The organism is Bacillus sp. IBL03825 (assembly GCF_024712505.1).
Classification (GTDB): Bacteria; Bacillota; Bacilli; order Bacillales; family Bacillaceae_G; genus Bacillus_A; species Bacillus_A wiedmannii.
This window is the reverse complement of sequence record NZ_JAMXKE010000003.1, coordinates 34,721-59,230: the sequence shown is the minus strand read 5'-3', so window position 1 is coordinate 59,230 and position 24,510 is coordinate 34,721. Positions and strand designations below refer to the sequence as shown.

27 protein-coding genes and 2 pseudogenes are annotated in these 24,510 nt (G+C 35.1%); 25 read left to right on the top strand and 4 right to left on the bottom strand.

Going from position 1 to position 24,510, the window contains the following annotated elements:
• The first annotated feature begins 516 nt into the window (after positions 1 to 516).
• The 5 genes and pseudogenes from tnpB (at position 517) to NHG49_RS29785 (ending at position 3,088) form a co-directional block, all read left to right on the top strand.
• On the top strand, positions 517 to 1,638 hold the full coding sequence (tnpB, locus tag NHG49_RS29800; protein WP_258127063.1) for an IS200/IS605 family element RNA-guided endonuclease TnpB: 1,122 nt from the start codon (positions 517 to 519) through the stop codon (positions 1,636 to 1,638).
• A gap of 312 nt (positions 1,639 to 1,950) precedes the next feature.
• Positions 1,951 to 2,246, top strand: a pseudogene (locus tag NHG49_RS29795) (transposase).
• Between the two features lie 8 nt (positions 2,247 to 2,254).
• Positions 2,255 to 2,383, top strand: a complete 129-nt coding sequence (locus NHG49_RS29790) for a hypothetical protein (protein WP_258127062.1) — start codon at positions 2,255 to 2,257, stop codon at positions 2,381 to 2,383.
• Between the two features lie 11 nt (positions 2,384 to 2,394).
• Positions 2,395 to 2,580, top strand: a complete 186-nt coding sequence (locus tag NHG49_RS31775) for a helix-turn-helix domain-containing protein (protein ID WP_374987942.1) — start codon at positions 2,395 to 2,397, stop codon at positions 2,578 to 2,580.
• Positions 2,567 to 3,088 (top strand): IS3 family transposase, encoded by a 522-nt coding sequence (locus NHG49_RS29785; RefSeq protein WP_258127061.1) that lies wholly within the window; start codon positions 2,567 to 2,569, stop codon positions 3,086 to 3,088. Before NHG49_RS31775 ends, NHG49_RS29785 begins: the two co-directional genes overlap by 14 nt.
• Before the next feature lie 64 nt (positions 3,089 to 3,152).
• Here the strand turns inward: NHG49_RS29785 and NHG49_RS29780 are convergent, their stop codons facing one another.
• Both NHG49_RS29780 and NHG49_RS29775 read right to left on the bottom strand, forming a co-directional pair.
• Complete coding sequence (locus NHG49_RS29780) at positions 3,153 to 3,482, bottom strand: hypothetical protein (protein ID WP_242311919.1); 330 nt, start codon at positions 3,480 to 3,482, stop codon at positions 3,153 to 3,155.
• Positions 3,483 to 3,497: 15 nt separating this feature from the next.
• A complete protein-coding gene (locus NHG49_RS29775; RefSeq protein ID WP_258127060.1) occupies positions 3,498 to 5,360 on the bottom strand; it encodes a DEAD/DEAH box helicase in 1,863 nt (620 codons plus the stop codon).
• Positions 5,361 to 6,053: 693 nt separating this feature from the next.
• Here NHG49_RS29775 and NHG49_RS29770 point away from each other — a divergent pair.
• Positions 6,054 to 6,215 (top strand): hypothetical protein, encoded by a 162-nt coding sequence (locus NHG49_RS29770; RefSeq protein ID WP_046956947.1) that lies wholly within the window; start codon positions 6,054 to 6,056, stop codon positions 6,213 to 6,215.
• Between the two features lie 179 nt (positions 6,216 to 6,394).
• On the opposite strand, the gene NHG49_RS29765 is transcribed toward NHG49_RS29770, so the two are convergent.
• The gene (locus tag NHG49_RS29765) at positions 6,395 to 6,583 is read right to left on the bottom strand and encodes a hypothetical protein (RefSeq protein ID WP_258127059.1); all 189 of its coding nucleotides are present in this window, start codon (positions 6,581 to 6,583) and stop codon (positions 6,395 to 6,397) included.
• 374 nt (positions 6,584 to 6,957) lie between these two features.
• Between NHG49_RS29765 and cpaB the strand changes: the two genes are divergently transcribed.
• The 13 genes from cpaB (at position 6,958) to NHG49_RS29700 (ending at position 17,696) form a co-directional block, all read left to right on the top strand.
• Positions 6,958 to 7,818, top strand: coding sequence for a Flp pilus assembly protein CpaB (gene cpaB / locus NHG49_RS29760; protein WP_258127058.1), 861 nt, complete (start codon positions 6,958 to 6,960; stop codon positions 7,816 to 7,818).
• Between the two features lie 16 nt (positions 7,819 to 7,834).
• The gene (locus tag NHG49_RS29755) at positions 7,835 to 8,656 is read left to right on the top strand and encodes an AAA family ATPase (RefSeq protein WP_258127057.1); all 822 of its coding nucleotides are present in this window, start codon (positions 7,835 to 7,837) and stop codon (positions 8,654 to 8,656) included.
• 17 nt (positions 8,657 to 8,673) lie between these two features.
• Complete coding sequence (locus tag NHG49_RS29750) at positions 8,674 to 10,107, top strand: TadA family conjugal transfer-associated ATPase (RefSeq protein WP_258127056.1); 1,434 nt, start codon at positions 8,674 to 8,676, stop codon at positions 10,105 to 10,107.
• Entirely contained in the window at positions 10,100 to 11,032 is a 933-nt protein-coding gene (locus tag NHG49_RS29745; protein ID WP_258127055.1) for a type II secretion system F family protein, read from the top strand. Before NHG49_RS29750 ends, NHG49_RS29745 begins: the two co-directional genes overlap by 8 nt.
• Before the next feature lies 1 nt (position 11,033).
• Complete coding sequence (locus NHG49_RS29740) at positions 11,034 to 11,900, top strand: hypothetical protein (protein WP_258127054.1); 867 nt, start codon at positions 11,034 to 11,036, stop codon at positions 11,898 to 11,900.
• 43 nt (positions 11,901 to 11,943) lie between these two features.
• Positions 11,944 to 12,150: a hypothetical protein gene (locus NHG49_RS29735; RefSeq protein ID WP_002166806.1), complete on the top strand. Its 207-nt coding sequence runs from the start codon at positions 11,944 to 11,946 to the stop codon at positions 12,148 to 12,150.
• Between the two features lie 62 nt (positions 12,151 to 12,212).
• Positions 12,213 to 12,416, top strand: a complete 204-nt coding sequence (locus NHG49_RS29730; protein WP_002166805.1) for a hypothetical protein — start codon at positions 12,213 to 12,215, stop codon at positions 12,414 to 12,416.
• A gap of 71 nt (positions 12,417 to 12,487) precedes the next feature.
• Positions 12,488 to 12,688, top strand: coding sequence for a hypothetical protein (locus tag NHG49_RS29725; RefSeq protein ID WP_016102691.1), 201 nt, complete (start codon positions 12,488 to 12,490; stop codon positions 12,686 to 12,688).
• An 81-nt stretch (positions 12,689 to 12,769) separates the two neighbouring features.
• Positions 12,770 to 13,375 (top strand): WxL domain-containing protein, encoded by a 606-nt coding sequence (locus NHG49_RS29720; RefSeq protein WP_016102690.1) that lies wholly within the window; start codon positions 12,770 to 12,772, stop codon positions 13,373 to 13,375.
• Positions 13,376 to 13,448: 73 nt separating this feature from the next.
• Positions 13,449 to 14,534 carry a WxLIP family cell surface protein gene (locus tag NHG49_RS29715; RefSeq protein WP_258127053.1) on the top strand — a complete coding sequence of 362 codons (1,086 nt, stop codon included), beginning with the start codon at positions 13,449 to 13,451 and terminating at the stop codon, positions 14,532 to 14,534.
• A 30-nt stretch (positions 14,535 to 14,564) separates the two neighbouring features.
• Complete coding sequence (locus NHG49_RS29710; protein ID WP_258127052.1) at positions 14,565 to 16,490, top strand: WxL domain-containing protein; 1,926 nt, start codon at positions 14,565 to 14,567, stop codon at positions 16,488 to 16,490.
• A gap of 40 nt (positions 16,491 to 16,530) precedes the next feature.
• On the top strand, positions 16,531 to 17,076 hold the full coding sequence (locus NHG49_RS29705) for a hypothetical protein (protein ID WP_258127051.1): 546 nt from the start codon (positions 16,531 to 16,533) through the stop codon (positions 17,074 to 17,076).
• Positions 17,073 to 17,696: a hypothetical protein gene (locus tag NHG49_RS29700; protein ID WP_258127050.1), complete on the top strand. Its 624-nt coding sequence runs from the start codon at positions 17,073 to 17,075 to the stop codon at positions 17,694 to 17,696. Before NHG49_RS29705 ends, NHG49_RS29700 begins: the two co-directional genes overlap by 4 nt.
• A gap of 215 nt (positions 17,697 to 17,911) precedes the next feature.
• On the opposite strand, the gene NHG49_RS29695 is transcribed toward NHG49_RS29700, so the two are convergent.
• The gene (locus NHG49_RS29695) at positions 17,912 to 18,730 is read right to left on the bottom strand and encodes a hypothetical protein (protein WP_258127049.1); all 819 of its coding nucleotides are present in this window, start codon (positions 18,728 to 18,730) and stop codon (positions 17,912 to 17,914) included.
• 349 nt (positions 18,731 to 19,079) lie between these two features.
• Between NHG49_RS29695 and NHG49_RS29690 the strand changes: the two genes are divergently transcribed.
• From NHG49_RS29690 to NHG49_RS29665, 6 genes and pseudogenes are all read left to right on the top strand, one after another.
• Positions 19,080 to 19,631, top strand: coding sequence for a hypothetical protein (locus NHG49_RS29690; RefSeq protein ID WP_016102685.1), 552 nt, complete (start codon positions 19,080 to 19,082; stop codon positions 19,629 to 19,631).
• 113 nt (positions 19,632 to 19,744) lie between these two features.
• Positions 19,745 to 21,520: pseudogene (locus NHG49_RS29685) on the top strand (LPD1 domain-containing protein).
• Positions 21,510 to 22,823, top strand: coding sequence for a DUF3854 domain-containing protein (locus NHG49_RS29680; RefSeq protein WP_258127048.1), 1,314 nt, complete (start codon positions 21,510 to 21,512; stop codon positions 22,821 to 22,823). The pseudogene NHG49_RS29685 and the gene NHG49_RS29680 overlap by 11 nt, the downstream one beginning before the upstream one ends.
• A 58-nt stretch (positions 22,824 to 22,881) precedes the next feature.
• Positions 22,882 to 23,043, top strand: a complete 162-nt coding sequence (locus NHG49_RS29675) for a hypothetical protein (RefSeq protein ID WP_179957894.1) — start codon at positions 22,882 to 22,884, stop codon at positions 23,041 to 23,043.
• Between the two features lie 109 nt (positions 23,044 to 23,152).
• Positions 23,153 to 24,061 (top strand): Rpn family recombination-promoting nuclease/putative transposase, encoded by a 909-nt coding sequence (locus tag NHG49_RS29670; RefSeq protein ID WP_215596274.1) that lies wholly within the window; start codon positions 23,153 to 23,155, stop codon positions 24,059 to 24,061.
• A gap of 48 nt (positions 24,062 to 24,109) precedes the next feature.
• Positions 24,110 to 24,373, top strand: a complete 264-nt coding sequence (locus tag NHG49_RS29665) for a hypothetical protein (protein ID WP_016102680.1) — start codon at positions 24,110 to 24,112, stop codon at positions 24,371 to 24,373.
• Positions 24,374 to 24,510: the final 137 nt, after the last annotated feature.

Genomic DNA, 24,510 nt, shown 5'->3' with positions numbered 1-24,510 from the left:
AAAAACAACGTATGAGACGTGCGATTTTTATTGGTGTTGTCCAAATGATTGGATCTTTGTATATTGGAAGTGAATTTCAGGAATAGTATTCTTTTGTGAATAGAGCGGACATAATTTAAATCTAGTAAGAAAACTATGCTAAAAAGTGTAGTTTTTTTACTAGAAAAAAATATTTAAAAATAAATATATATAAATATAAATACTTTACAAGCCCAGTTCTATATGGTAATATTTACCATATAGAACTGAAATTACGAATGTGTTAATTAATCGTTTTGTTAAGTTATAATGATTCTGTTGTTTTAGTCAATAAGATTCCTTCCTTAAGGAACGTGAAGACGCACACTCCGGTGAGGAGGGATAGATGAATTAGCTTCGGACATGGGATGGCAGGAAGCAATATTAATTGTTTGGAATATGTAAAGTGTTACTGAACAATTTGTCATTATCATTTTAAAATCTATAGAATGTACGTTCGTTGTATGATAGATACATTTCGAAGTGGAGGTGAAATGAATGATAGTTAATAAAGCATTTAAGTTTCGTATCTATCCAAATCAAGCACAAGCAACTCTAATCAACAAAACTATTGGTTGTTCTCGCTTTGTATTCAATCATTTCCTATCTCTATGGGATCACGCATACAAAGAAACAGGAAGAGGTTTGACATATGGTACATGCTCTGCCAAACTTCCTGCCATGAAGAAAGAGTTTGTTTGGCTAAAAGAAGTGGATAGTATTGCGATTCAGTCGTCTGTTCGCAACCTTGCGGATGCTTATACACGTTTTTTCAAAAAACAAAACAGCGCCCCACGTTTCAAATCTAAGAAGAACAATGTACAATCCTACACCACAAAACAAACAAATGAAAATATAGCCGTTGTAGGAAACAAAATAAAGTTGCCGAAACTAGGTCTTGTTCGATTTGCCAAAAGTCGTGAAGTAAATGGACGTATTTTAAATGCTACGGTTAGACGGAACCCTTCTGGCAGATACTTTGTGTCATTGTTAGTTGAAACAGAAGTGAAAGAACTTCCGAAAACACAATCTTACATTGGAATAGATGTAGGGCTAAAAAATTTCGCCATTTTGTCAGATGGAACAACCTATAAAAATCCGAAGTTTTTTCGATCATTGGAAGAGAAGTTAGCAAAAGCACAGCGTGTTCTTTCTAGAAGAACGAAAGGATCTTTTCGCTGGAATAAACAACGAGTAAAGATGGCTAGAATTTATGAATACATGACAAACGCTAGAAAAGATTACTTGGACAAAATCTCAACTGAAATCATCAAAAGCCACGATGTTATTGGTATAGAAGATTTGCAAGTATCAAATATGTTAAAGAATCATAAGCTAGCAAAAGCAATTAGTGAGGTATCATGGTCACAGTTTCGAACCATGTTGGAATATAAAGCAAAATGGTACGGAAAACAAGTCATTGTCGTATCGAAAACATTTGCTTCCAGCCAATTATGCTCTTGTTGTGGATATCAAAACAAAGATGTTAAAAATCTAAACTTACGTAAATGGGACTGCCCTTCTTGTTGTACACATCATGATAGGGATATTAACGCAAGTATCAATCTAAAGAATGAAGCGATAAGGCTTCTAACCGCAGGGACTGCGGAGATAGCCTAATAAATTAGAGTTCGATAGAACCCTTTACTTAGGAATCGCCACTTTCACTTCATTTAGAAGTGAAAGTGGGGGTAGTTCAAGTATGACAAACCAAGTGGAAATCAAAGGTGTAGCGTATGATGATTTTGTAGATAGAGATGTACTTGCCGATATTCATATATAATATGTAGTGTGGTTAATCAATTAAAACTACCGTTATATTAATAAGAAATTTAATAATAAAAAAGAAGCCCATAAAAATGATATGATCCCCTTATAGTAGACAAGAAAAAGAAAGCACATTAACCTGTTTACTATGGAGGGGATTTTTCTATGGGAAAAATTAGAGTCACTTACGATGTAGAATTTAAGAAAAAGCTATAGATTTATACTTAAAAGAAGGCATGAGCTATAAAACCATTGCGAAAGAATTAGGTATTCATCACTCGGTTGTAAGTCGTTGGGTGAAATACTTTGAAGCTGAAGGTATCAAAGGACTAGAAGAAAAGCGTGGAAAAGCGAAAGGGCCAGGTATAGGAAGACCAAGAACAAAACCAGAAGATCCAGAAGCTAAGATTAAACGATTAGAAGCCGAGAATGAAATGTTAAAAAAGCTCTTAGGGATGTAAAAGGAGGTATGCAAGCTATACTTGAGATGTTAGAAAAGGGGTATACGGTTACCCTATTATGTGCCATCGCTGGTGTAACTAGAAGTGGGTATCATAAGTGGACAAAGCGGCACTTAGTGCCTTCTGAAAACAACTAGAAGACGCTAAAATCAAGAAAAAGATATTGGAGTGTCATAAAAAACTAAGAGGAATTTATGGATATAGAAGAGTGCAAGTGTGGCTGAAAGTCACCTATAACCTTCATTTGAATCATAAGCGCATACAAAGATTGATGAATGAATTATGCATCAAAGCCGTAATTAGGAAAAAAAGAGGCATATGTGATTTCAGATAACCATCTAAATAGAGACTTTCAAGCTTCAAAACCAAATGAGAAATGGGTAACGGATATAACCTACTTGATCTTCAATGGACAACGCCTGTACTTATCAGCTATTAAGGATTTGTACAACAATGAAATTGTTGCCTATGAAACCAGTCGTAGAAACGACTTAAAGCTTGTGTTAGATACACTTAAAAAGGCAAAGAAAAAACGAAATGTAACGGGAATCCTCTTACATAGTGATCAAGGGTCTCAATATACATCTCGTCAATATAATCAATTACTTGAAAAATATCAGATGAAGGCAAGTATGTCTCGACGAGGTAACTGTTGGGATAATGCTTGTATGGAAAACTTCTTCAGTCACTTTAAGGCAGAATGCTTTCATTTATATTCCTTCCGCAAAGCAGATGAGGTTAAATTTGCTTTGCGCAAATATATACATTTTTATAATCATCAAAGATTTGAAAAGAAATTAGATAACCTGAGTCCATATAAATATAGAACTCAGGTTGCTTAGTTGCGCTTTTTAAATCCTGTCTACTTTACAGGGATCACTGCAAAATTGGGCTTCTTTTTTATTATTAAATAGCTTTTAAAGAAGGTTGAAGTGACTGTGAAGCTAATAAATAAAATTTTTCAATTTCTATTTTTCGATTGTAAACTTCTTCTTCACTTCCACGAACCACACATTTTAAACTCATTAACTTATTTTCCTTGTTGAATACATACGTGAAAATTGCATTACTTCCATCCTCTAGTAGACATTTAGTATAAGCGATAATATTATTTTCGCTATCTTTACTAAAATCTACCGAGGTATAATTGGGAAGTTTTACATTCTCTATCAATTCATATGGTGTTAATTTTGGTCCGTGTATCTCGTCATAAAGACGTTCAATTGTTTCTAACATAGGTAACACCTCTTGTCATCTATTTTCTAAAACATTACGCAAATGAGCTTCCAACTCTTGGACATGTGCAATGGCACGGTCATAATCATCTATTTTCCAACCGTCCCTACCTTCACCAATGTGATGTTTTAATGATAGATTAAAATACTGTCCTAGTAAAGAGCCATTATCCTTCGCCCTACCGTAAATGAACTGGTATTTTTTAGGGAGGATATATCTACCTGCCGGCAACTCATTACCCTGAAGCTCCAAATTAAAGTCAACTAACAACTGTGGTATTACATCTTCTCTTACTAATTGATCAATTTCAGCTTTCTTTTTCTTTAAGTATAAATCAGGTCTGAGATACCGCTCTTTGTCTTGTGATTTTAGACTCTGTTGGTAAAGAATTCTTGCTTTCTCTTCTGTTACCTCTAATAAAGCTTGTAGATTTTTGATTTTTTCTTGTTCTTCTTCAATTTTTTGTTTCCTTACTTTTAATAATTCACTCTCGATAAAAGCATCCTTAACAGTTGTATAATCTTCCGATTCTGATACAGAACCAAAGCTAACATCCTTTGAAAATCTATCTGTTGGCTCGATTGGATAATCAGTTCTTATTCTCTTAATAATATCTCGTTTTTTTATTTCTTTTTTGTAGTAGTCCCAGAGTTCATCTAATCCTAGTTCTTTATGATGAATAGCAACGGCAATATTGTCCTCTTCTGAAAGATTTCCGTTTACATCATCTTCAGATATAGAACGTAGAACCCTACCAATAAATTGAGCATAAGGTAATAATGTTTTGTATGGTCTAAATAATGCTGCGATTGATAAGAATTTATGGTCATATCCTTCACCGAGCATAGCGACATTAATTACCACATCTACTTTGTTAGAATTAATTTTAGCAAATTCAAGCTCTCTTTCGTGTTTTTCTAATTCACTATGAACAATTGAAGAACTATAACCTTTTGCCTCATACAGCTCCTTTAGTTGTTCTGCATGCCATATACTACATGCAACGGCAATAATTTTGTGAGGATTACTAGTTTTCTCTTTCTTTTCACTTAAAAATATTATTGATTGATCAATAATACTTAGATTACTCTCAGTGGAAAGTGCAACGGATCTTCTAATCCAATCCTCATCCTTCAAGCCCATTTCTCTAATCTGGTCAATTGTATAGAGCTCATCGGAGTTTTTGTCAAGAGTTAGATAAACTTTTCCAGGGATGTAATCAATTTTTTCTAAGCTTTTTACATAACCTTTTGCCATTGCTTTACCTAAACCGTAGGTGTATACTTCTTTACCCTCAATTATCTTTCCATCGCTTCTAAAAGGAGTGCCTGTTACTTTTAACACTTTCGCATTATTAAAGTATGTAAGGGCTCTTTTCCAAGTAGTAGCCTCTGAATGATGAGCCTCATCAATAATGATAAAATCAAAGAAATCAGGTTTCACACGTTTTATAAGAGAGGAGTCTAGTCGTTCCTGTAACTTATGAATGTTTAAAATGACTATATCTGAACTATGTATCACTTCATCAGTTAAAGATTTTTCATATTCAATTACAGTGGGTAATTCAGAATAACTGTCAAACACCCTTGTAAATAGCCAAAAGTTTTTAGGATATAACGGGTCTAAAGATCCTAAAACCGAATCTCTAATAACTGTTTGTGGAGTTATGATTAAAACTCTTCCATTTGAAATGTCGTAAGGTGCAATACCCATTAATCCTGTCTTACCAGTTCCTGTTGGCAAAATAATTAGAGCGTGCTCCTTACTATCACGTTCAATAAAATGCTCTCTTAATCTTTCATAAGCCTCAATTTGCGGCTCTCTTAAAAACTCATTATCAACAATATTTGGACTAGCAGTTTTAAAGTAAGAACTCATTAAACACACACTCCTATATTAGATATCAACTGATGGAATATACATCTATGCTATCATTTAAAAACTAGTCAAAACACAGATATATCAAAGACTAGACCATAATCATACATTTAATGCTGTATTCATGGCTAAAATTTCCACCTAACTCAATAATAGAAGCGCATGCCGTATTAATCAATAAAAATTGAATAATACGTGATTAAGATTTTTTAGCTTTAAAGTAACTATGATTTAACTAATAATCTGATTACTTTCATTGAGGCATAAAGCCATTTTGTTTATTTGAATTTTTGCTAATCCTATTATTTTTCATATATATACTGATTTCGTACCCTAAATAATCCACATCATATTAAATTATCCATATAATTCAATATACGGGGAGTAGCTCAAGTATAACAAATGAAGTGGAAATCTAAGGTGCGGTGTATAATAATTTTCTAGATAGAGATGTACTTGTCACTCTTTTCCCCTGTACAAACACCAGGCTGGAACTGGGCAGGAAAGGAACATATTATCACTGACTTGTCAGACTGGTACTATATGAAGAATAGAAATTAGTTAAGTATTATTGTATAATAAGTTGAATCAACAGAATAATATATCCATCTTAAACTAGTAGCTGAATGGACAAACCAAAGGCACATCCCTTAATTGGGATGTGCCTTTTTTTCGTAGAAAGGGGAATTTAAAGTGGATAAAAAGAAAAAACAACGTGTGAGACGTGCAATTTTCATTGGGGTTGTCGCAATGATTGTATCTCTGTGCATTGGCAGTGAATTTCAGGATCGGAATGGGAAAAGCTATGCTCCTGCAAAGTATTTTGAGACAGGGACAAAGTTCATTTCATTTTAATCACGATTTTTTAAATCTTATCACTATAGTAGATGAATCCGCATGACATGTACCATGGTTGATGTTATAATATGTGTAGAAGTATTACAAATATAGTTTTTGCATAAACTAATAAAGACGAGATGCTTCAACATCTCGCCTTATGTAACTGCTACCGCAAGGTGGTTGGTTACTAGAATTTAGTTATTTTTGTTGAACCACCTAGTACGTTTGCGGCGTTGGGTGGTTCTTTTCGTTTTTCGTCGCTTTTTTTGTATTTTCTTCCAAGACATTGATAGGTATTTTCCTACTCGTTTTGCAAAAAATACAGCGACTTCCCTAGCAATAACTTTCAAAATTTCAATTGCTATAGTGAAAAGAATGTCCATAGTGTCACCTCCTTTCTCCATAAAATGAAAGAGAAAGGATAGCAACCGACCACCCTGAAATATTCAGTTACGTTACATCTATTATATCATATTTATTGGGTAGTTAATAGCTTGAAAACCTTGATATGACAACGTTTTTAAAGGTTTTTGTTTTTTGTAATTCGTGCGTTGGAATAGAAAAAATAGATTTTTTTTTAGAAATGATTGACATAAAACCGTATATATCATAATATTGAAATTGTAATATTAAAGAAAACAAATCCAACATTTTCATATAGACTTTAGATTAGCTAAAAGGACACACCTAAGGCGCTTTATGCCATAGGTGTGTCCTTTTTTTGCGTTTAAAGGCTACATAAGGAGGAGCACAAACATTGAAGCCATCTAAGTTTCAAAAGAAGCAGATTGCTGCGGTTGGTCTTGCCGCTGCAACAGTCGCTGGTATCTATGGATACAATCATTTTGCAGTGGAGAATGCAGTAAAACCAACAAAGATTGTCGTAGCCGCAAAGGATATACCCGCTCATACAGAGATTAAAGAGGATATGCTAGTTGAACGCACATTACCTGGTGATTCCATTCCACCCAATGCATTACGCGTGAGTAAGAAAGAGGTCGTAGGAAAATGGACAAATGATGGGCAACCCATTACAGAAAATAGCTATCTCTTCAAAAATAAAGTGGTAAAGAAAGAAGAGTTACCAGACTCTGCAATATTAAACCTAAAAAATGAAGAAGTTGCTTTCCCATTACTCGTTGATCTTGAAACAAGTTCCGGGAATAGTATTATTCCTAACACATACGTGGACTTGTATTTCAAACAGGTTGTGAAAGAAGGAGACAATGAGAAGGTTGTATTCGGTGGTCTTTTCCAACGCGTACGTGTTACGGCTGCAAAAGATAGTAATACGGAAGATGCATTCGTGTTAGAAAAGAAAGAATCAAAAGAGGAACAAGAGGGGAAACAAAAACCGAAGGTAACTCGTTTATATACATTAGCTGTTTCACCAGAACAACTCCAATACTTAAATCGTGCGAAAATGCTTGGAGATGTGATTCCTGTTGCAATCGGACAAAAGGTAGAACAAACAGGGAAAGAATTACAACCAGCAGAAGGGTTCTCGCAAATATCTGATCAGAAGAACATTTTAGATTATGTAGAGAAACATTCAACCAATCCAATTTCTAAAAATGTAAAAGAATATGTTGCACAGTATCTGAACGAATCCAAATAAGAAAGGGGGTATTAAGATGGAGCGGCAAATCAGAATGGTTGCTTTTTATGCGACAAACGAAAATGTAGGGAAAAGCACGTTAAGTATTGCGATGGCAAATGAGTTAGCTCATTTAGGGAAAAAGGTGCTTTATGTAGAAGCAGACCAGGTGAGACCAAGTTTTGCAGTTGGAACAGGTCTTACCCATGACAGCAAAAATATATTAGAGCTTGTTAAAAAAGAAAATGAGTACAATCTCTTGCATTATATTTGTACAAAACAAGATTTGGTAGAGAAAAAATTGAATCCAAGGTTGATACAAAAATTGCACGATAAGATGGATTTTCTGGTATTTCCATCAGGATATAACATGGCTCACTTCCCTGAGATTCAAAACAAAGAATTATTTGTAACAACATTCATCGAATCGCTTGTAGCCACAGAATACGATTACATCATTCTATCTGTACCAACTGAATTATCAGAGGTACTGAGTTACCCAATCTTATATCAATCAGATATTGTGGTTCATGTGCTAAATAGTAATCCTCGTGGTGCTTTAGCAATTAAGCAAGAATTTCAGTTAATAGAAGAAACGAAGCTGACATTACCTCGTATGATTCATGTTTTGAACATGGGGGATGAGAATTATGTAGAAGATATTGAAAAGCTTTCTTCTCAAAAAATTGCGGTGACCATTCCATATGATAGAGATCGTACAAGTTACGAATGGGGAATGCAGATTGGTTCCCCACAAATTAATACAAAGGTCCATCACATTATGGAAGCAGCTGGTCTTGATATTGCATCCCAGCATACATCCTCTATGAAAAAGGGTATCTTTGGTTTTCGAAATTAAAAGGGGAGGTTAGTAGTATGTGGGGTTATTTACAGGCAAAACAAGTGGCCTTAAAACGAAATCGAGTAGATTTATACCATTTTGGTTACATGATTCGTTCCAAATCGGCTCGAAAATTAGGGACGACTACAGCTCAACAAATTAAAGACATAACGGATGAAATTCGTGCGTTTTTAGTAAAAGAACATCGTGATATTTTAAGTGAGTCCTTTATGAATAAGGAGAAGAGAGCTGCTGTAGAAACGATCATTAAAAACTTTTTGTTAAGTAATCAAGTTGTTATCGCAGATGTTCCTTCGGATCAGTTATTAAACATGGTATGTGATGACATTGTGGGATTCGGGATTATAGAGTCTTTGAAAGAGGATAAGGACGTAACCGATATTTATATAAATGGCACAAAAGAGATTATTTACGAAAAAATTGGGGAGGGAGAATGTACATTTCCTTACCGATTTGAAACGGAAGAAGAAGTCAAAGCTTTAGCCTACAAGATGGTAAACAGTACGTCAGAATCATTAAATACAGCAAAGCCATATGTAGATTGTGTATTTCCGTATATACGTATTAATATTGCGTTAGATGAGCTTGGTGGACTGGGTACAACGATAACAATTCGTAAGAATGCGGATCACCTTCGAGCCTCTGAAGAGCGGATGTTATCTACAAATCAAGCATCGAGAGAGATGTTGGACTTTTTGGCCGCAGCCGTGAAAGCCAAAATGAATATTTTAGTGGCGGGAGCAACAGGTACAGGGAAGTCAGAGTTTATGAAATATCTTGCTTCTCATATTCCGAAAGGGAAGAAGAAAGAACGTACTCTCGTAGTAGAAGATAACCCTGAATTATATTTGCATCGTATCTTTCCAGAACATCATTTTGTTCCGATGCAGTGTAGGGCATCGGAAGTAGAAGAGAATGCAATTGACTTTGATAGATTGCTAACAAATGCATTACGACAAGGACCAAAGCGATTAATAGTAGGGGAATCAAGGGGGAAAGAAGCATTAAAAATGCTGAACTTTTTCCAAACAGGACACCCTGGTTTTACTTCTGTCCATGCAAGAAGTGCAAAAGAAGCAGTTAGACGTTTAATGCTCATGTGTCTGCAAAGTGGTGCAAATATTGACGCCCAGTATTTATATGAATTAATTTCGCAGACATTTGATGTGATTGTCTTTTTAGAGAAGAAAGATGATGGGAATCGTTATATTACAGAGATGATTGAACTATTGGATTATCAAGATGATATACAGTTCAATCAGCTTTCTCAGTTTATCTCGACATATGAGGAACATGATGAAATGAATGAGAGAGTAGGAAAGATTCATGGAGATCATATCACTACAGCGACAATGTCGGCTGATATGGAAAGGAAGTTCCGTTCTTCTACTGTAAATCCAGCTCTTTATGCACCATTCCTTTCACAACAGGAGGTGCAGTATGCATAGTTTGTTAGCTTATGGATGTATATTCCTCATATTCATGAGTGTACTATTGTTAGTTTTACTTTTTACAAAATCTAAGGGTTCTGCCCTTTCCCAATTTGTACAAGAAAATGAGAAAGAAGAAAGACGCTTAGAATTACGGAATATCAAAGGAATACGGATGTATCTTCCACAATCCGTTATCCAGGAAGCCCAAAAGTACGAGTGGAAACTGACGAAAAGTATGTACTGGGTATATACGGCACTTTCAGGCATGAGTATTGCAGCTGTATTCTACTTTTCTTTTGGAAGAGATCCTTTTACACTGATTTCCGCTTTATGTGGATTTTTAGTTCCGAGGTTTCTTCTCTATCGTAGAAAAAAACGTTATTACTTAGTTGTCATAGATCGTCTTTCTATCTATATGAAGGCCGTAGCAAATGCACTTCAAATTAGTAATAACGCAAAACGTGTGTTACTTCAGGTGAAACCGATGATGCATGACAGTATTCAAGAAGAAATAGAAAAAGTTTCTCTTTTATTAGAAGGTGGAACCACGATGTATCGTGCATTTAGAGGGTTTAATGAAACCTTTAATTTTAGAGAATTGGTTTTCTTCCACGAAATGTTGGAAGTATGTAGCCGAGAAGGTGGAGCGAATTCAGTGCAAGTCTTACTAGATATTGCAGAAGATTTCGAAAAACAAAAGCTATACCTGGCAAGATTGCGTTCTAGTTTGTCCCAAGCGCAACGTGCTTTTGTACAGAACTGCTTAATAGTCATCGCAATGCCGATTGTCATTATGTTGATGTCAAAAGAGGCATATGGATTTTTGGCAGGTTCTATGATGGGGAAAATTGCATTAACAGTAAATATGTTTATTGTATTTTTCCTAGCAACACGTGTAGAAAAAATTGCAAATTATAACCCGACAGAAAGGGGGAAATAAGATGGCTGCGTTTTTAGGTTTAGTCATATTTGTTGTCATGTACTGGGTATTCTCCACCTTTCTACAAAGTAAAAAAGACAGTGAGAGTGTACTTACCCATTATGTAGAAAATGCGAAGCGTATTGAAAAGAAGAATTTGAATCAAATGATGCTTGCTCCTTTTCAATCGTTATCACATAAGTATCTGACAGAAGAAAAGAAAGAGCAGATTCAGAAAAGATTAGAGGAAGCTGGCTTGGATACGAAACCAGAAGAATATTTAAAAATGAAGGTTGCGTATCCCGTCATTTTCACATCTGTTTTTTTAATTTGTACCGTGTTCCATGATTACTATTTATTTAAAGTAGGTGTTCTGATTTCACCACTGCTTTACTTCTATCCAGATTACCTATTAAAAAGAAAGATTAAACAGGCTGTAGAGGCAAGAAAGTTTGAGTTACCGGAGTATTTAATTCCATTGCTGCAATTGTTAAAGACACATACAACATTAGAAGCAGTAAAAAAGGCACAGATATATGCAGGGAGACATCTTAGTCCGTATGTATCTACTCTTACAGCAGAATTAGAAATGTATGCGGGCTCGGATCAACCGTTTAGGAACTTCGCAGCAGCTCTAAATAGTCCAGAAGTAAATACCTTTACGATTGCGTTACAACAAGCGCAAAAAACGGACAAGGTACAAAGTCTTCGGATTATGGATTCGCAAATTAAAATGATGCGTGAATTAAAACATGAGAACTACAACCGTCTGATTCAAGATAAACCAATGGAAATGAATAAATTTAACGTTGCGGTTATTGGTTGTATCGTTATTTATCCAATGGTCATTGTTATTCAATCCTTAACACAAGGATTTGCAAGTTTATAAAAAAGATATTACCCCAAATGGAATAGGAAAAGGAGCAAAATACATGTTAACAAAAATGAAGAATTGGTTAAAAAATGAAGACTCACAATTATCATCAGAAAACGGTATGTTAATCGCCTTGGCGGTCATTATCGTATTAGTCATTGGACCGTTTGTATGGAAAGCAATTCAAGGTGGATATGACACAATTCTAGCTCGATTCACAAAAGCATCAAGCAATGCAGATGTAGATTCTTGGAACAAGAAATAAAAGGTTAGTTTCATAATGTTTGTTAGAAATAGCTCAAATAAATAGATAGGGGAGATTCAATCATGTTAGCAAAAATGAAGAATTGGTTAAAAAACGAAGATTCACAGTTGTCGTCAGAAAACGGTATGCTAATCGCGTTAGCGGTAATTATTGTACTTGTTATTGGACCATTTGTATGGAAGGCAATCCAAGGTGGATATGACACAATTCTAGCTCGATTCACAAAAGCATCAAGCAATGCAAATGTGGATTCTTGGAACAAGTAATAAAATTTTAATTAGGTAAATTCTTATCCTAGTAGTTTCCTAAAATCGATATATAAAGGGGCAAAAATAAAATGTTAGTAAAAGCGAAAAATTGGTTAAAAAACGAAGATTCACAGTTATCATCAGAAAACGGTATGCTAATCGCGTTAGCGGTAATTATTGTACTAGTCATTGGACCATTTGTATGGAAAGCAATCCAAGGTGGTTATGATACGATTCTAGCACGATTCACAAAAGCATCAAAAAATGCAGATGTAGATTCTTGGAACTAAATTAAACTTTTTAGGTTCGCACATAAGGGGAGTCACGTATCGTGTGGCTCCTTCTATAAAATAAAATTAGGAGGTATTATGATGAAATTTGGTAAAGTAATGATTCCTACTTTAGTAACAGTAGCTCTTGGCATGTCACTATTGGGTACACCTGCAAGTGCGGCGACAACAGCGGAGACAAAGCTAACTCAAAGTATAACTGGTGGCGAACATAATGTTGCTGTCACACCAGTTAGTAATTTTAATGCGATGACACTAAGTGGAGAAACACAAGTGACAAATGCCAATCCTGGTGTACTAACAGTGACAGATGCGACGGGTTCAGGAGATGGCTGGAGAATTAATGTAAAAGCAGATCAATTTAAGGTCAGTGGAGATACCAAATCAAATCGAACACTTCCAAAGGGCTCTTTAGTATTGAATAATGGCGGTGCTGCTATTACGAAAGTAGGAGGGACGAGTTCACCCAATCCGGAGTTTAAATCAACAAATTTTATAATTGACACCGATAACCAGGTGACAATTTTAAGTGCGAAAAAAGATGAGGGTATGGGAAAGTATAACGTGAGTTTTAATGATAAGTCTATGGCGTTAACCTTAAATCCACATAGTACATATGTAGAGAATAAGGCTGGTGCTACCTCATATGAGTCGAAACTTACTTATTCGATTGTAACAGGACCCTGATTAGAAATTATAGTGCAGAAGAGATACATATTATAGATATGCTTCTCTTCTGTATATAGAAAGAAGGTGCAATATGAAAAGTTATGCGTATAAAATTTCTATTAGTATATTGGTGGGTATTGTGTTCGCTTTGAGCTTATGCCTAAAACCTTTTCAGCTTGTTTATGCAGAAGAAAAACAAGATAGTCTACCATTTGATGTAAACATTCATGTTCCAGATAATCAATTAGGCGATATCAAAAACTATTTTAATTTGCAGGTGAAAAAGAAACAGAACCAAACAGTAAAATTGGATATACACAATAAAGCTAATACCCCAATTAAAGTGAATATAAAGGTGGCCAATGCTCTCACCTCTACAAATGGTGGTATTATGTATGTGCCAAATCGTGAGGTTTCACAAAGTACGTTAATGGATACAGATTTTTATATGGATCAGTATGTGCAAGCTCCTTCTACTGTTACTTTAGAAGGAAATCAAACGAAAACCGTAGAGATACATGTAACGATACCTAATCAAGATGGAGTATTTTTGGGCGGATTATTATTTCAATTAGCACAAGATACAAAATCGCAGGATCTTGAAAAAGATGGACTGAACTTCTCTGTACATAACCGTATCGAATATGCGGTCGCGATACAATTGAATGTAGATAAGACTGAAAATTCAGTTAATAACCCATCTTTGAAGTTAAATGGCACAGCGATTGAATCATATCCAACACAACCGCAAGTACATGCACTTATTCAAAATACAAATGCAAATATAGTGAGGGATGTGGCAGTTTACTATGAAGTTTTATCTAAGGATAACGTTCTATTTCATGGGAATATCCCAGCGTTCAATGTTGCCCCGAAATCCAAGGTAGGATTGGCTATTCCATGGAAAGCGAAAGAATACAAAGATGGAAAGTATATGCTAAAAGTCACAATAAAAGAGAATGGTGTACCCAAAACATATACAGAAGAATTCCAGATAACTGCTTCTAATGTGACAGAGTACGCGGAACAAACTGGTGCAGTAAAGGTATTACCGACGTTTTCTAATCAAACATATATGATAGTGGCTGGTGTTGTTATAGTAATCATTTCAATATTTGTATTTGTATGGTGGAGAAAGAAGCATGCAAAACAGCAAGAGGAAAAGAAAGCCTCTTAGAGAGCAAAAAAACGAAAGGAGGGGACAACGGTGAAATGGGGGAAGCTTTTCACTTCAATCATGCTTTTAAGTGCTTCATACCTATTTCTTGATTCAAAAGATAATTCTATATTAGCTGATCAAGTAGAAAAACAGCAGAATGGTATTCCAACTCTCACTGCAAGTGGAAAAGAGAATGAGGTCAAATTGGAATGGGCAATTGATATCTTAGATCAAGATGTACTATGGAAAATTGATTTTAATAACCCTAAAGATGTCAATTTTATGAATGGTTGGGGAGAATTTTATGGGAATGGGAATCAAAGTTTACAATCAGAAGTCTATTATCCAAATGGTGCAGATACCAGCGGATACAAAGTATTTGATACAAAATTAGGAGGGAATCGAGTCTTATATCCTTATACAGTAAGAGAAAGTTCCATTGCTGTTTTTAAGCGATTAAACGTGCCTAATAATGCTTATATTTCCGCTACCTTTAAAGCAAAGTCACAAGGAGTAGGAAAGATTAGCTTTTATGGGGATGGAAGTTGGGAAACGGGGAGAGAGTTTGATTACTACAACGCTACTGTTTTAAAAGATGTGCCGAGCGGTTCGAAAGAATTAGAAATTAGTAATATATCCTTGTTTCCAGAAAGAGAACCAGGCACCAACATACCAAGGGATAGAAAACATATAACTTCGGATGTAAACAAAGATGTGTATCAAGATTCTCCGATGGTAGATAAAGTAATTCCTTATCAGGATGGTTCTGGACAGGGGAAATTAATTTTAAACGCTCCCATTGCGAATCCGATTAAACAAGGAGAACGCTTAAAAGCAAGAAAATGGGCAGCACCTATCCAATTACCAAATAATCGTACGGTCACAAAGGATGATTCTAATAAAGACATAAATGGATGGTCTACATTTAGTATGAATACCCAAGTTGCAAATAATCCTTTTTATATTACTGAGCAACGAGGCGTAACGTTTTATATGCTTGCGTATTCAGAAGGAATTACATATGTGGATGAATTAAAAGTGGGATATGCATCAGAAGCAGAAGTATACCGAGGGAATCAGCAAATATATAAAGGTAGACTTTCTGACTATGTAGATAAAGAAGCAAGGGATCAAGCTGTACCAACTGCACCTGAAGGTTTTCAAATAGAAAATAGAGAGTTAAAGGAAACAAAAGTAACATTTGATTCCGCGATAGATAAAGGGAGTACCTATCATTATAAAATTCGTGGAGTTGGTAGGAATGGAGCTTCGGACTTTTCTAAGGAGGTTCCTGCAACTGTAACAAGTGGCGTAAAGGGATATGAATATGTAGTAAATGATAAACTCGATACATCTATCGATAAAGTAAGTGGTGTTCAGTTTACAAGTCAGACTAGCATTCAGTTTCCGACGGATTATTCTAAGCCGCAATATGTACATATCCGAACAGTAGATAAAGCTGGAAATAAAAGTGCAACAAAGCATGTTTCTACCACACAAAAAGGGCATGTAGACATGCTCACTGTACCAAAAAGTGTGGAATTCAGTCCGATCCAATTAAATGGAGAAAAACAAAATTCATTTGGTACGCTAGGGGAAATCATGATACATGATAGTCGGAATCAAGCGGATGGTTGGAGATTGAATGTTACTATATCACCATTTACAGAGTCGAACATATCAAAACAATTGCCAAAGGGTTCTCTATACTTGAAAAATCAAGTGAGTGTAACAAAAGTAAAAGGGCCAGAGACAGGAAAACCTACTGTACAGGTTCCAAATGCTCCTATTGATAATGGGGCAGCACACACCATTATTCAGACTCCAAAAGATGTAGCGATTGGAGAATATCAAATAGATTTTGGTCAAAATGCATTTCAGCTTCAGCTAGACCCAGGGACAACCTATGTAGGGAAGAATCGGCAAGCAACTTATACTTCTACGGTCACATGGTCTTTAGTAAGTGGACCTTAATAAGTCATCTAAACATGAATGAAATAAGGAGAGAGAAAATATGAGCATATATGTAATGGGAATACTGATAGGGTATATGATTCTGAATGTAATTACTGATTTGAAGTATAGAAAAACAAAAAATATGTGGCATCTACTATTCTTACTTGTGGGTATAGGAATCATTTATTTTGATGGGATACGAACAGGAAAAGAGATTGCGATTGTACTAGTCATGGCCTTAGTATGTGGTTTATTGTTAGAGACGTTTAAATTTTCTTCACCCGGTGATACGAAAATGCTTGTGGTGGTAGCTTTATATGTTAGCAATGTAGTAGAAGAATCGGCTATGCTTACCGCTATTACATTAACAGCTTTCCATTTACTATTCTTTTGGATTGCTAGTGTGTATCGGTTAATTAAGATTTTAGGGTTTACGGGAGCTATTAAAGACCAATTAGAACATGCTGCGTCTATATTTGGTGTGAAACTACCAAAGAAAGAAATACAGCTAATACAAAGCTTTCCAGGAGCTTGTTCTATTTTATTAGGAGCACTTATTTATGTTGCTTTCACTATATATCAAAACGGAGGTATCTTGGCTTGAATAGTAGAATCATTCATCAAAGAGAAACGTATATTTATTTCACGATATTCGCACTAGTAGGAGTACTTATTACAAATATGTTTATTAATATGGTCTTTATAATAGCGTATCCGTTACTTATAGGATTAATTGTACAGGTTGTCCTGCTTCAGAAGATAAAAAAGCCGTTTTATCAGAGCGGAAAAGAATTAACGGAACAGTTAAAACTAAAAAATATATTTCTAGTGGAATCGAATATCTTAGGAGATGAAGAAGGAACTGTCTATGAGGTGCATCAAATGCCTTTTGCATTTTCTAATGGATTAATCAATAAAGAGAAGAGTTACAAAGTAGTAAGACAAGAGTACGAAAGAAAGGTAAAAGAAGATTTAACGAAAATTGCAAAGTGGCAGGTTACAACAAAGGCTAGACTCGTTACTACTACACATTTTCGTTTGTATGTGATTTGGCAGAAAAATAGTACAGGCTATCAGCTGAAAAAGTTTGAAGATTGTATTGATCCCTATGCAAAGATGAACCTTATTCAATGGGTTATTGCCTCCTTTTGTACAACTGGTCGTATCAAGTACGATAAGAAACCAAAAGAGTGGGCAAGCTATGAATGGATTGTTTTAAGATAAATAAAAAAGACAGAACGTAAAACTTCTGTTTTTTAAAAATGACGATGAGATATGACTCAATATCTCGTGTAGGATACTTTAGTTATACATAATTTCAAGAAAATGAAAAAGAATAAGCGCAATATGACTATAAAATATTTGAAAAGATAGATTGTTGAAAAATAGTATAGTGGATATGTAAAAGCATTCTTACTTAGTAAGAATGCTTTTATTATTTATGTAATTATTCTTCTTGGTGGTGACATTTTAATTGGTGCGTCAATTTTAAGATGCAGTGGTGTACCATCTACAAATTCATCACAAAAGTAATTATGATAATTTGCTAACCAAGAATACTTTTTTAATAACTTATGGTTATTTGCATGGGTATGTAATGCACCTACAATTTTATTGCGATGGGTTTCTAAATGGGGGAAAAATGGAGTATAATCCCCTTCATCTACACTGTCTTCGTACATTTCATGTAGAACATGTAAGTAATTTAAAAACCACTCTCCATCCATATCCTCAAGTAATTCCAAATTAAAAGGGGATGAAGATTGTGGAGAGTAGTAATTAATACAATCTAGTACCTTTTGTTTACCTGTGTTACTTAAAATGATTCTAGGATAAACAGCAACCTGAGATTCCAGATTATATGCTGTAATTAATTCAGGACCGAAAACGGTTTCTTCATCCATAAAATGTGGGCCAACACTAACTCCGCCACGGATAAAGAAGCCATCAAGGGCTAATGAAAATTGATATTCCGCTAAATTAAGGAAAGTATTTCCTAATTCGCCTTCTCCGTCTCCTCGGATAGGCCATCCTATTACTATATTGTCTGTGAAAACTTTGATTTTTGCTGGTAAAAACTCATAAGGGGTAATCGCACGACGAGCTTTGCGTAAAGAATTATGTATTTCGTTTAAAAATACATCTCCTGCACCATTGTTAATCGCTCTCATACCCAATTGCGAAAATCCTAATACATCAATGAAAGTCACAACTGAAGGAATTAATCTGGGATTACTTGAATCATACTTTATTGGCAAAATATTCTACCTCCTTTATATATTTGTATTATACGCCTAAATAATATAAATATATAATGGTACTTGATAATACTTAATAAATTAATTAATATATAACTATATTTATTGTTTATTTGATTCCGTTTATTCCCACACCTTATTGTGTTGTGGTTGAGTTGTAGAAGCAAGTTGCGTCTTGTTTCAATTGTGAAAGGGCTTCTTTGAGCCGATTAGTGTATATATAGCTTATTTTGCTATGCACATTATTAATCGACTTGAAGAAGCCCTTTTTGTGTTGTTTTCAAGTCTGTTGAATTTATATGAGCCATTATCATATCGGGCAAAAATTATTATTTAGGGGGATTTTATTGTGAAAATGAGTTATGAAGTATCCATATTTTGTTCTGCACATCCAAATGACTTTATACCGAGTTTGCGTGCATTACGAATGAGAGTTACAAAAGAAGGAGCGTTTTGGGAACGAGATTGTTATCAGTTTTCTATTAAACCATCAAATTTGTCGCAACAAGAGGCAAAACAAGCAGGGGAAATCTATTTGTATCATGTCTATTTCAATGGATGTATACGAGATTTCCTTTTTTTATTGGAAAGATGTTTTAGAGGGGCGAGTTTTCGTTTTACAGCCATCCGTGGATTTTTAGATGTAGAGGGATATTCGCTCAAACAATGGAAACCGATTCTGCGTAGCCATCATGTAAAGTCTTCAGATGTAGATTGTATTTTTAAGAAAGATGATCTTACACTGCTTGTACATCATCATGGGCGTTTAGAAGTGGTTAAGCGCGCGGAGAAGGGCGAACAATTAAAAAAAGTAAACTTTCTAAAAGTAGATAGCTGGTTGCAAGCACTTAATCCGACAAAAGAGGACTTATTCTCTTTAACGGGTGTTAGTGTATCGTAATGAGTAATTTACAGAACCATATGGAAGTATACAGACAGAGGAAATGACAGAAGTCCGTAGTGAGGTATTGCTATGAATTTCTGTTTTTTTATTTTATTGAGGAGGTTTTTAGTATGGATTTATTTGAACTGTTCGATTTAAAGGTAGGAGGAAATGTAATGATACAAGATGTAAGAACAGATAAACAAGTTCGCAACCGGTACAGTTATGATGTTGGCGAGAAATTAGTGGGGGCTAAGAAAGAAATACGTGCTTTAAAAGAATCATTTTTAGTATCATTTTCGTTAGAAATTTTAGCGGAAATTGAAAAGGAATCTGCGACAGAGGCACTTAATGCATTGGATCGAAATACATTAATTCCATTTTCTTTTGAACAAGAAAAAGAAAATAATGTCCCACCACGTGTTGCAAAGTTAAAGCAACTATTAGTGGGCAGGATAAATAAGAAGCCAATTGTAGATACACCGACTGCAAGGAAACTGTATGTGCAAGCCTGTAGAAGAATATGGAATGATATACAGTCAGTACATACCTCAGAACAATGGGCAGATCTTGTTGTTTCTTATGGTATGGAAATGAGCAACGGTTGGTCTGCATTTAGAAAAAATAAGAGTGTCACATACACATTTAAAAGAATGGTGGAAGAATATTTTGATGAATTTGTTGATGCAGATGGTATGGAGTTATTAATATTAGGAAAGAAATTCATATCACTTTGTACAAATTCTAAAAGTATTAATTCTACGTATCATCGTGTATCACATAAACTAACATGGAATGATTTACTTACGAAGAAGGTTACGACTCGTAAGAAATCCGCAGCTGCTTGGAGTAGGAAACTGCCAGATACCCTGCAAAGAAAAGGACCAGGAGTAGAACTTGCTACCAAACCTTAAGACGTAGTTGCTATGTTTGGGTTAAAGGGAATGCAATTTGGACATTATTGCACCGAACAATATGCAAAAGAGCATATTGGACATGTATCTGAAGCGTTACATGTTTTAGCTCGTATATTAGGGATTCCACCTGATTATATAGGGCTAGGAGGACGCTTAGGACTTGCGATTGGTGCGAGAGGAAGCGGAAATGCATTAGCACATTATGAACCTTCTACCAAAGTTATTAATTTAACTCGTGATAATGGAGTTGGAGCATTGTGTCATGAATGGAGCCATGCATTGGATCATTTCTTGTATGATTGTAGTCATGATTTTCAAAACGGTAGCCTTGCTTACCTATCAAGTGGGAAGAGTGTCGGGAATATCTTGCCTGCTATTATCAAGGAAAAGATGCAAGCTGTGCTAGATGCCTGTAAACAAGGAAAAGTGGATAGAGTAATTAACGTGGAAAGTGCCTATGATAGAAAGTGGTATTTTTATGGTAGTGTCATCAATAGTTATGATGTATGTAAGGGAAATGTGTCAGGTATTTTAGAATCACATCACTTAAGTTCGTACAGAAAGCTGGATACCTTATCGGGGGCAGCTAAGACGCGTATGGAACGTAAGATTGAAAAAGATTTTGAGAAAACCGCACAAATGTTGGCCGCTTATCATTATAAAAAAGCAGGCGAAAAACTTGATGAAATATCTTATCAAGCGAAAGGGTCTGTATACTTTGATACAGCCATTAAGTTAGATAAGAAGAGAACCAAAAAGTATTGGTCTACGAATCATGAGATGTTTGCTAGAGCATTTGAAGCATACGTGGAATCGGCTTTGTTAGATCAAGAACATAGAAGCGATTATTTAGTTTGTGATACATATTCTTTTGTATATCCGTTAGGAGAACAAAGAGAACATCTAAATAGAAGTATAAAGAGTTTAATGGAAGTAGCTATTCCATATATAATAAACAGTATACAAGGAGTTGGGAGACATGAATTATAACATTCAAAGAGGTCAATTTCGTTTAACAAGTGCGTATCCAAGAGGTAGCTGGTGGGAGTTTTATCGTGTTACGTGTCCGATTTGTCATGATACAGGTAATTGCATGCTGCATGTTTCGCAAGAGAAGGTAGCATGTACCCGTGTAGAAAGCAAATGGGTCTATGGGAAAAATACGAGCAATCCAAGCTATATTCACTACATAAATGGAAAAGATAAGTATCAATTGCCTGAAGTGGATGAAGTTCAGGTTCATGATAAGAAAAGCAATGAGGAATTAGATGTATTTAATCGTAAGTTAATCGATTTTATACCATTGCAAGAGAATCATTATGCACATTTATTAAGAGATAGAAAAATGAATGAGGAACAAATACAAGTACGTCAATATCGTTCCTTCTTAAAACAACAAATTGTGTTAGAAGAGGATAACACGTATACAACCGTTTGGGAGCAGTTATTCAAACAGATTGGGAAGAAAGATTGTTGGCAGGGCGTGCCAGGCTTTTATGAAATGAAAAAAGGTACACTTTCGCTTCGTTTAATGGCAGGCTCCCCTGGTATATTGATTCCTTTTCGAAACCAGTATAATCAAATTGTTGGATGGCAGGTTCGTGTGGATGAAGTGAAAAACTCAGTTCATGTGAAATCTGCACCTACTGGAGTTCAAGCGGAATTAATTGAACAACCTAATGTTGTAAAGGTAACTAAGAATGGTGATTGTATCTTTGAAGGCGAACTAGAAGTGAGCAAAAAGGTAGAGATTCCATTTCAAGAGGGACAAATTGTTGTAAAGATCCATAAAGGGCAAAAATATCTATGGCTCTCATCAGCAAACAAAAATCAAGGGACTGGTGCAGGTGGTAGTGAAAATCCACTTCCTGTACATGTAGCGGTACCGAGTTCTCATTTAAAACATTGGAATTCTGGTACCTTACATCAAACAAAATCAGTAATGATCACAGAAGGACCCATGAAAGCTGATTTGATTGCTGATTTGATTCCAGAGCGATTTAATAAAGCAGAACTTATTGAAGTAGGAACGACGGTTCTTGCGATTCCTGGTGTAAACGCTTGGCGAATTATTATGCCTGTATTAAAGGATATGGGCGTAGAAAATGTCTATTTAGCGTTTGATGCGGATTTAGTAGAGAATCAAAAAGTAAGGAAAGCTCTTATAGACTTTGCGACAGAGTTAAAGCGAGTGGGCTATAACGTAGTTATTGCAGCATGGAATCCAGCACAAGGTAAAGGTCTCGATGAGATGATGCAAGCTTCTTTCAAGCCTGTTTTCCGTACATTATAATAAATCATATTATTTTAGCTAGGGGATTTTATATAAAAGAAAGGTGTGTATGAAGTATATGGATATTATGCAACAATTAATGGACGTAGACAAAAAAGCTAGGGAACAAGAAAGAAGGGAACTCATTCAACGATTTTATAATGAGGGAGTTTCTATCACGACAATTGCAAATGCGACAAATATGTGTGAAGAGGATATTTCATATATATTAAACAACTAGTAGCCATATTTGGTGAGGTGAATAGAAGGGGAAAAAGATAAAATAGTAATTCTATCTTTTTTTATGCCTGTAAATAAAATTTTTAAAAGTAGAAAGGTAGAGGGAAAATATGAGTGTATATGTAAAAAAGAATCTAGTGAATTTACGAATTGACTTTGCTTTTAAGCGCTTATTTGGTGTAGAAGGAAACGAAGACATATTAATTGGTTTTCTAAATGCGGTATTACAATCCTCTTTAGATGAAGAAATTATTTCTTTGCATTTAGATGATCCGCATCTTCCAAGGGAGCAAAAGGATGATAAATTATCTATTTTAGATTTGCGAGCTACCCTTAATAGTGGTATAAAATTAAATATAGAGATACAGGTTCGCGACAAAAAAGACATGATCGAGCGATCTTTGTTCTACTGGGCTGGCATGTATTATTCCCAAATGACTCAGGGGATGAAGTATACAGAATTAAGACCAACTATTTGCATTAATATAGTGGATTTCATTTTGTTTCCAGAAGAAGAAGACTTTCATAATGTCGGTGTAGTCATGAACAAAAAATCGGAGCACATAATTTCTGAAAATATGCAATTGCACTTTCTTGAGATTCCAAAAGTAATTCGAGAATGGCAAGAAGATCGAATGGATCCATGGGATGATATATTAGCACGTTGGCTACTATTATTTCCTGCATATGAAGATGAGAAATTAACTACAATCCTGGAGGGAATCGCGATGGAAAAAGATCCAGTTTTGAAAAAGGCAATAGAGGATTGGGAGCGTCTAAGTAGCGATAAGGATTTTTTACGCTTATATGAGGCGAGAGAAAAGGCAATAAAAGATAGAATATCTGAAATAGAAACAGCAGAAGAAAAAGCTGCAAAAAAAGCCGAAGAAGAGACTAAAATTGCAACTAAGATAGAGATAATTCACAATTTGATTAAAATGGGGTTGCCTATAGAACAAATTGCGAAAGCTGCTGATTTAAGTGTGGAAGAGGTTAATGAAATTTTAAAAAGTAAGTAGTATTGTGAGGAACATGAGAAGGTAACAAAAATTTCAGGGGAGATTGTAATGGAAAAAGAATCTATTTTCAAACAAGAAATAGAAGATTGGGAACGTTTAAGAAATAATAAGGGTTTTCTGCGTTACTATGAGGCAAAAGAAAAGGCGATTAAAGATAGAATATCTGAAATAGAAACAGCAGAAGAAAAAGCAAAGGAAAAAGTTAAAAAACAACTAGTCAAAAACATGATTAAAGTAGGAATATCTACAGAAAATGCTGCGGAAGCTGCTGGAATTAGTATAGAAGAGGTTAATGAGATTTTACAAAAATAAAGAGTAGATATAAGAAAAAAAAACAGGTGATTGTGACATACACACAATTACCTGTTTTTTTATGTTCTTTTCTCATAAATCAAAAGTATATTTCTTGGCTACAAACTTGAATACGCTATAATTAAAGTTAGATTTAT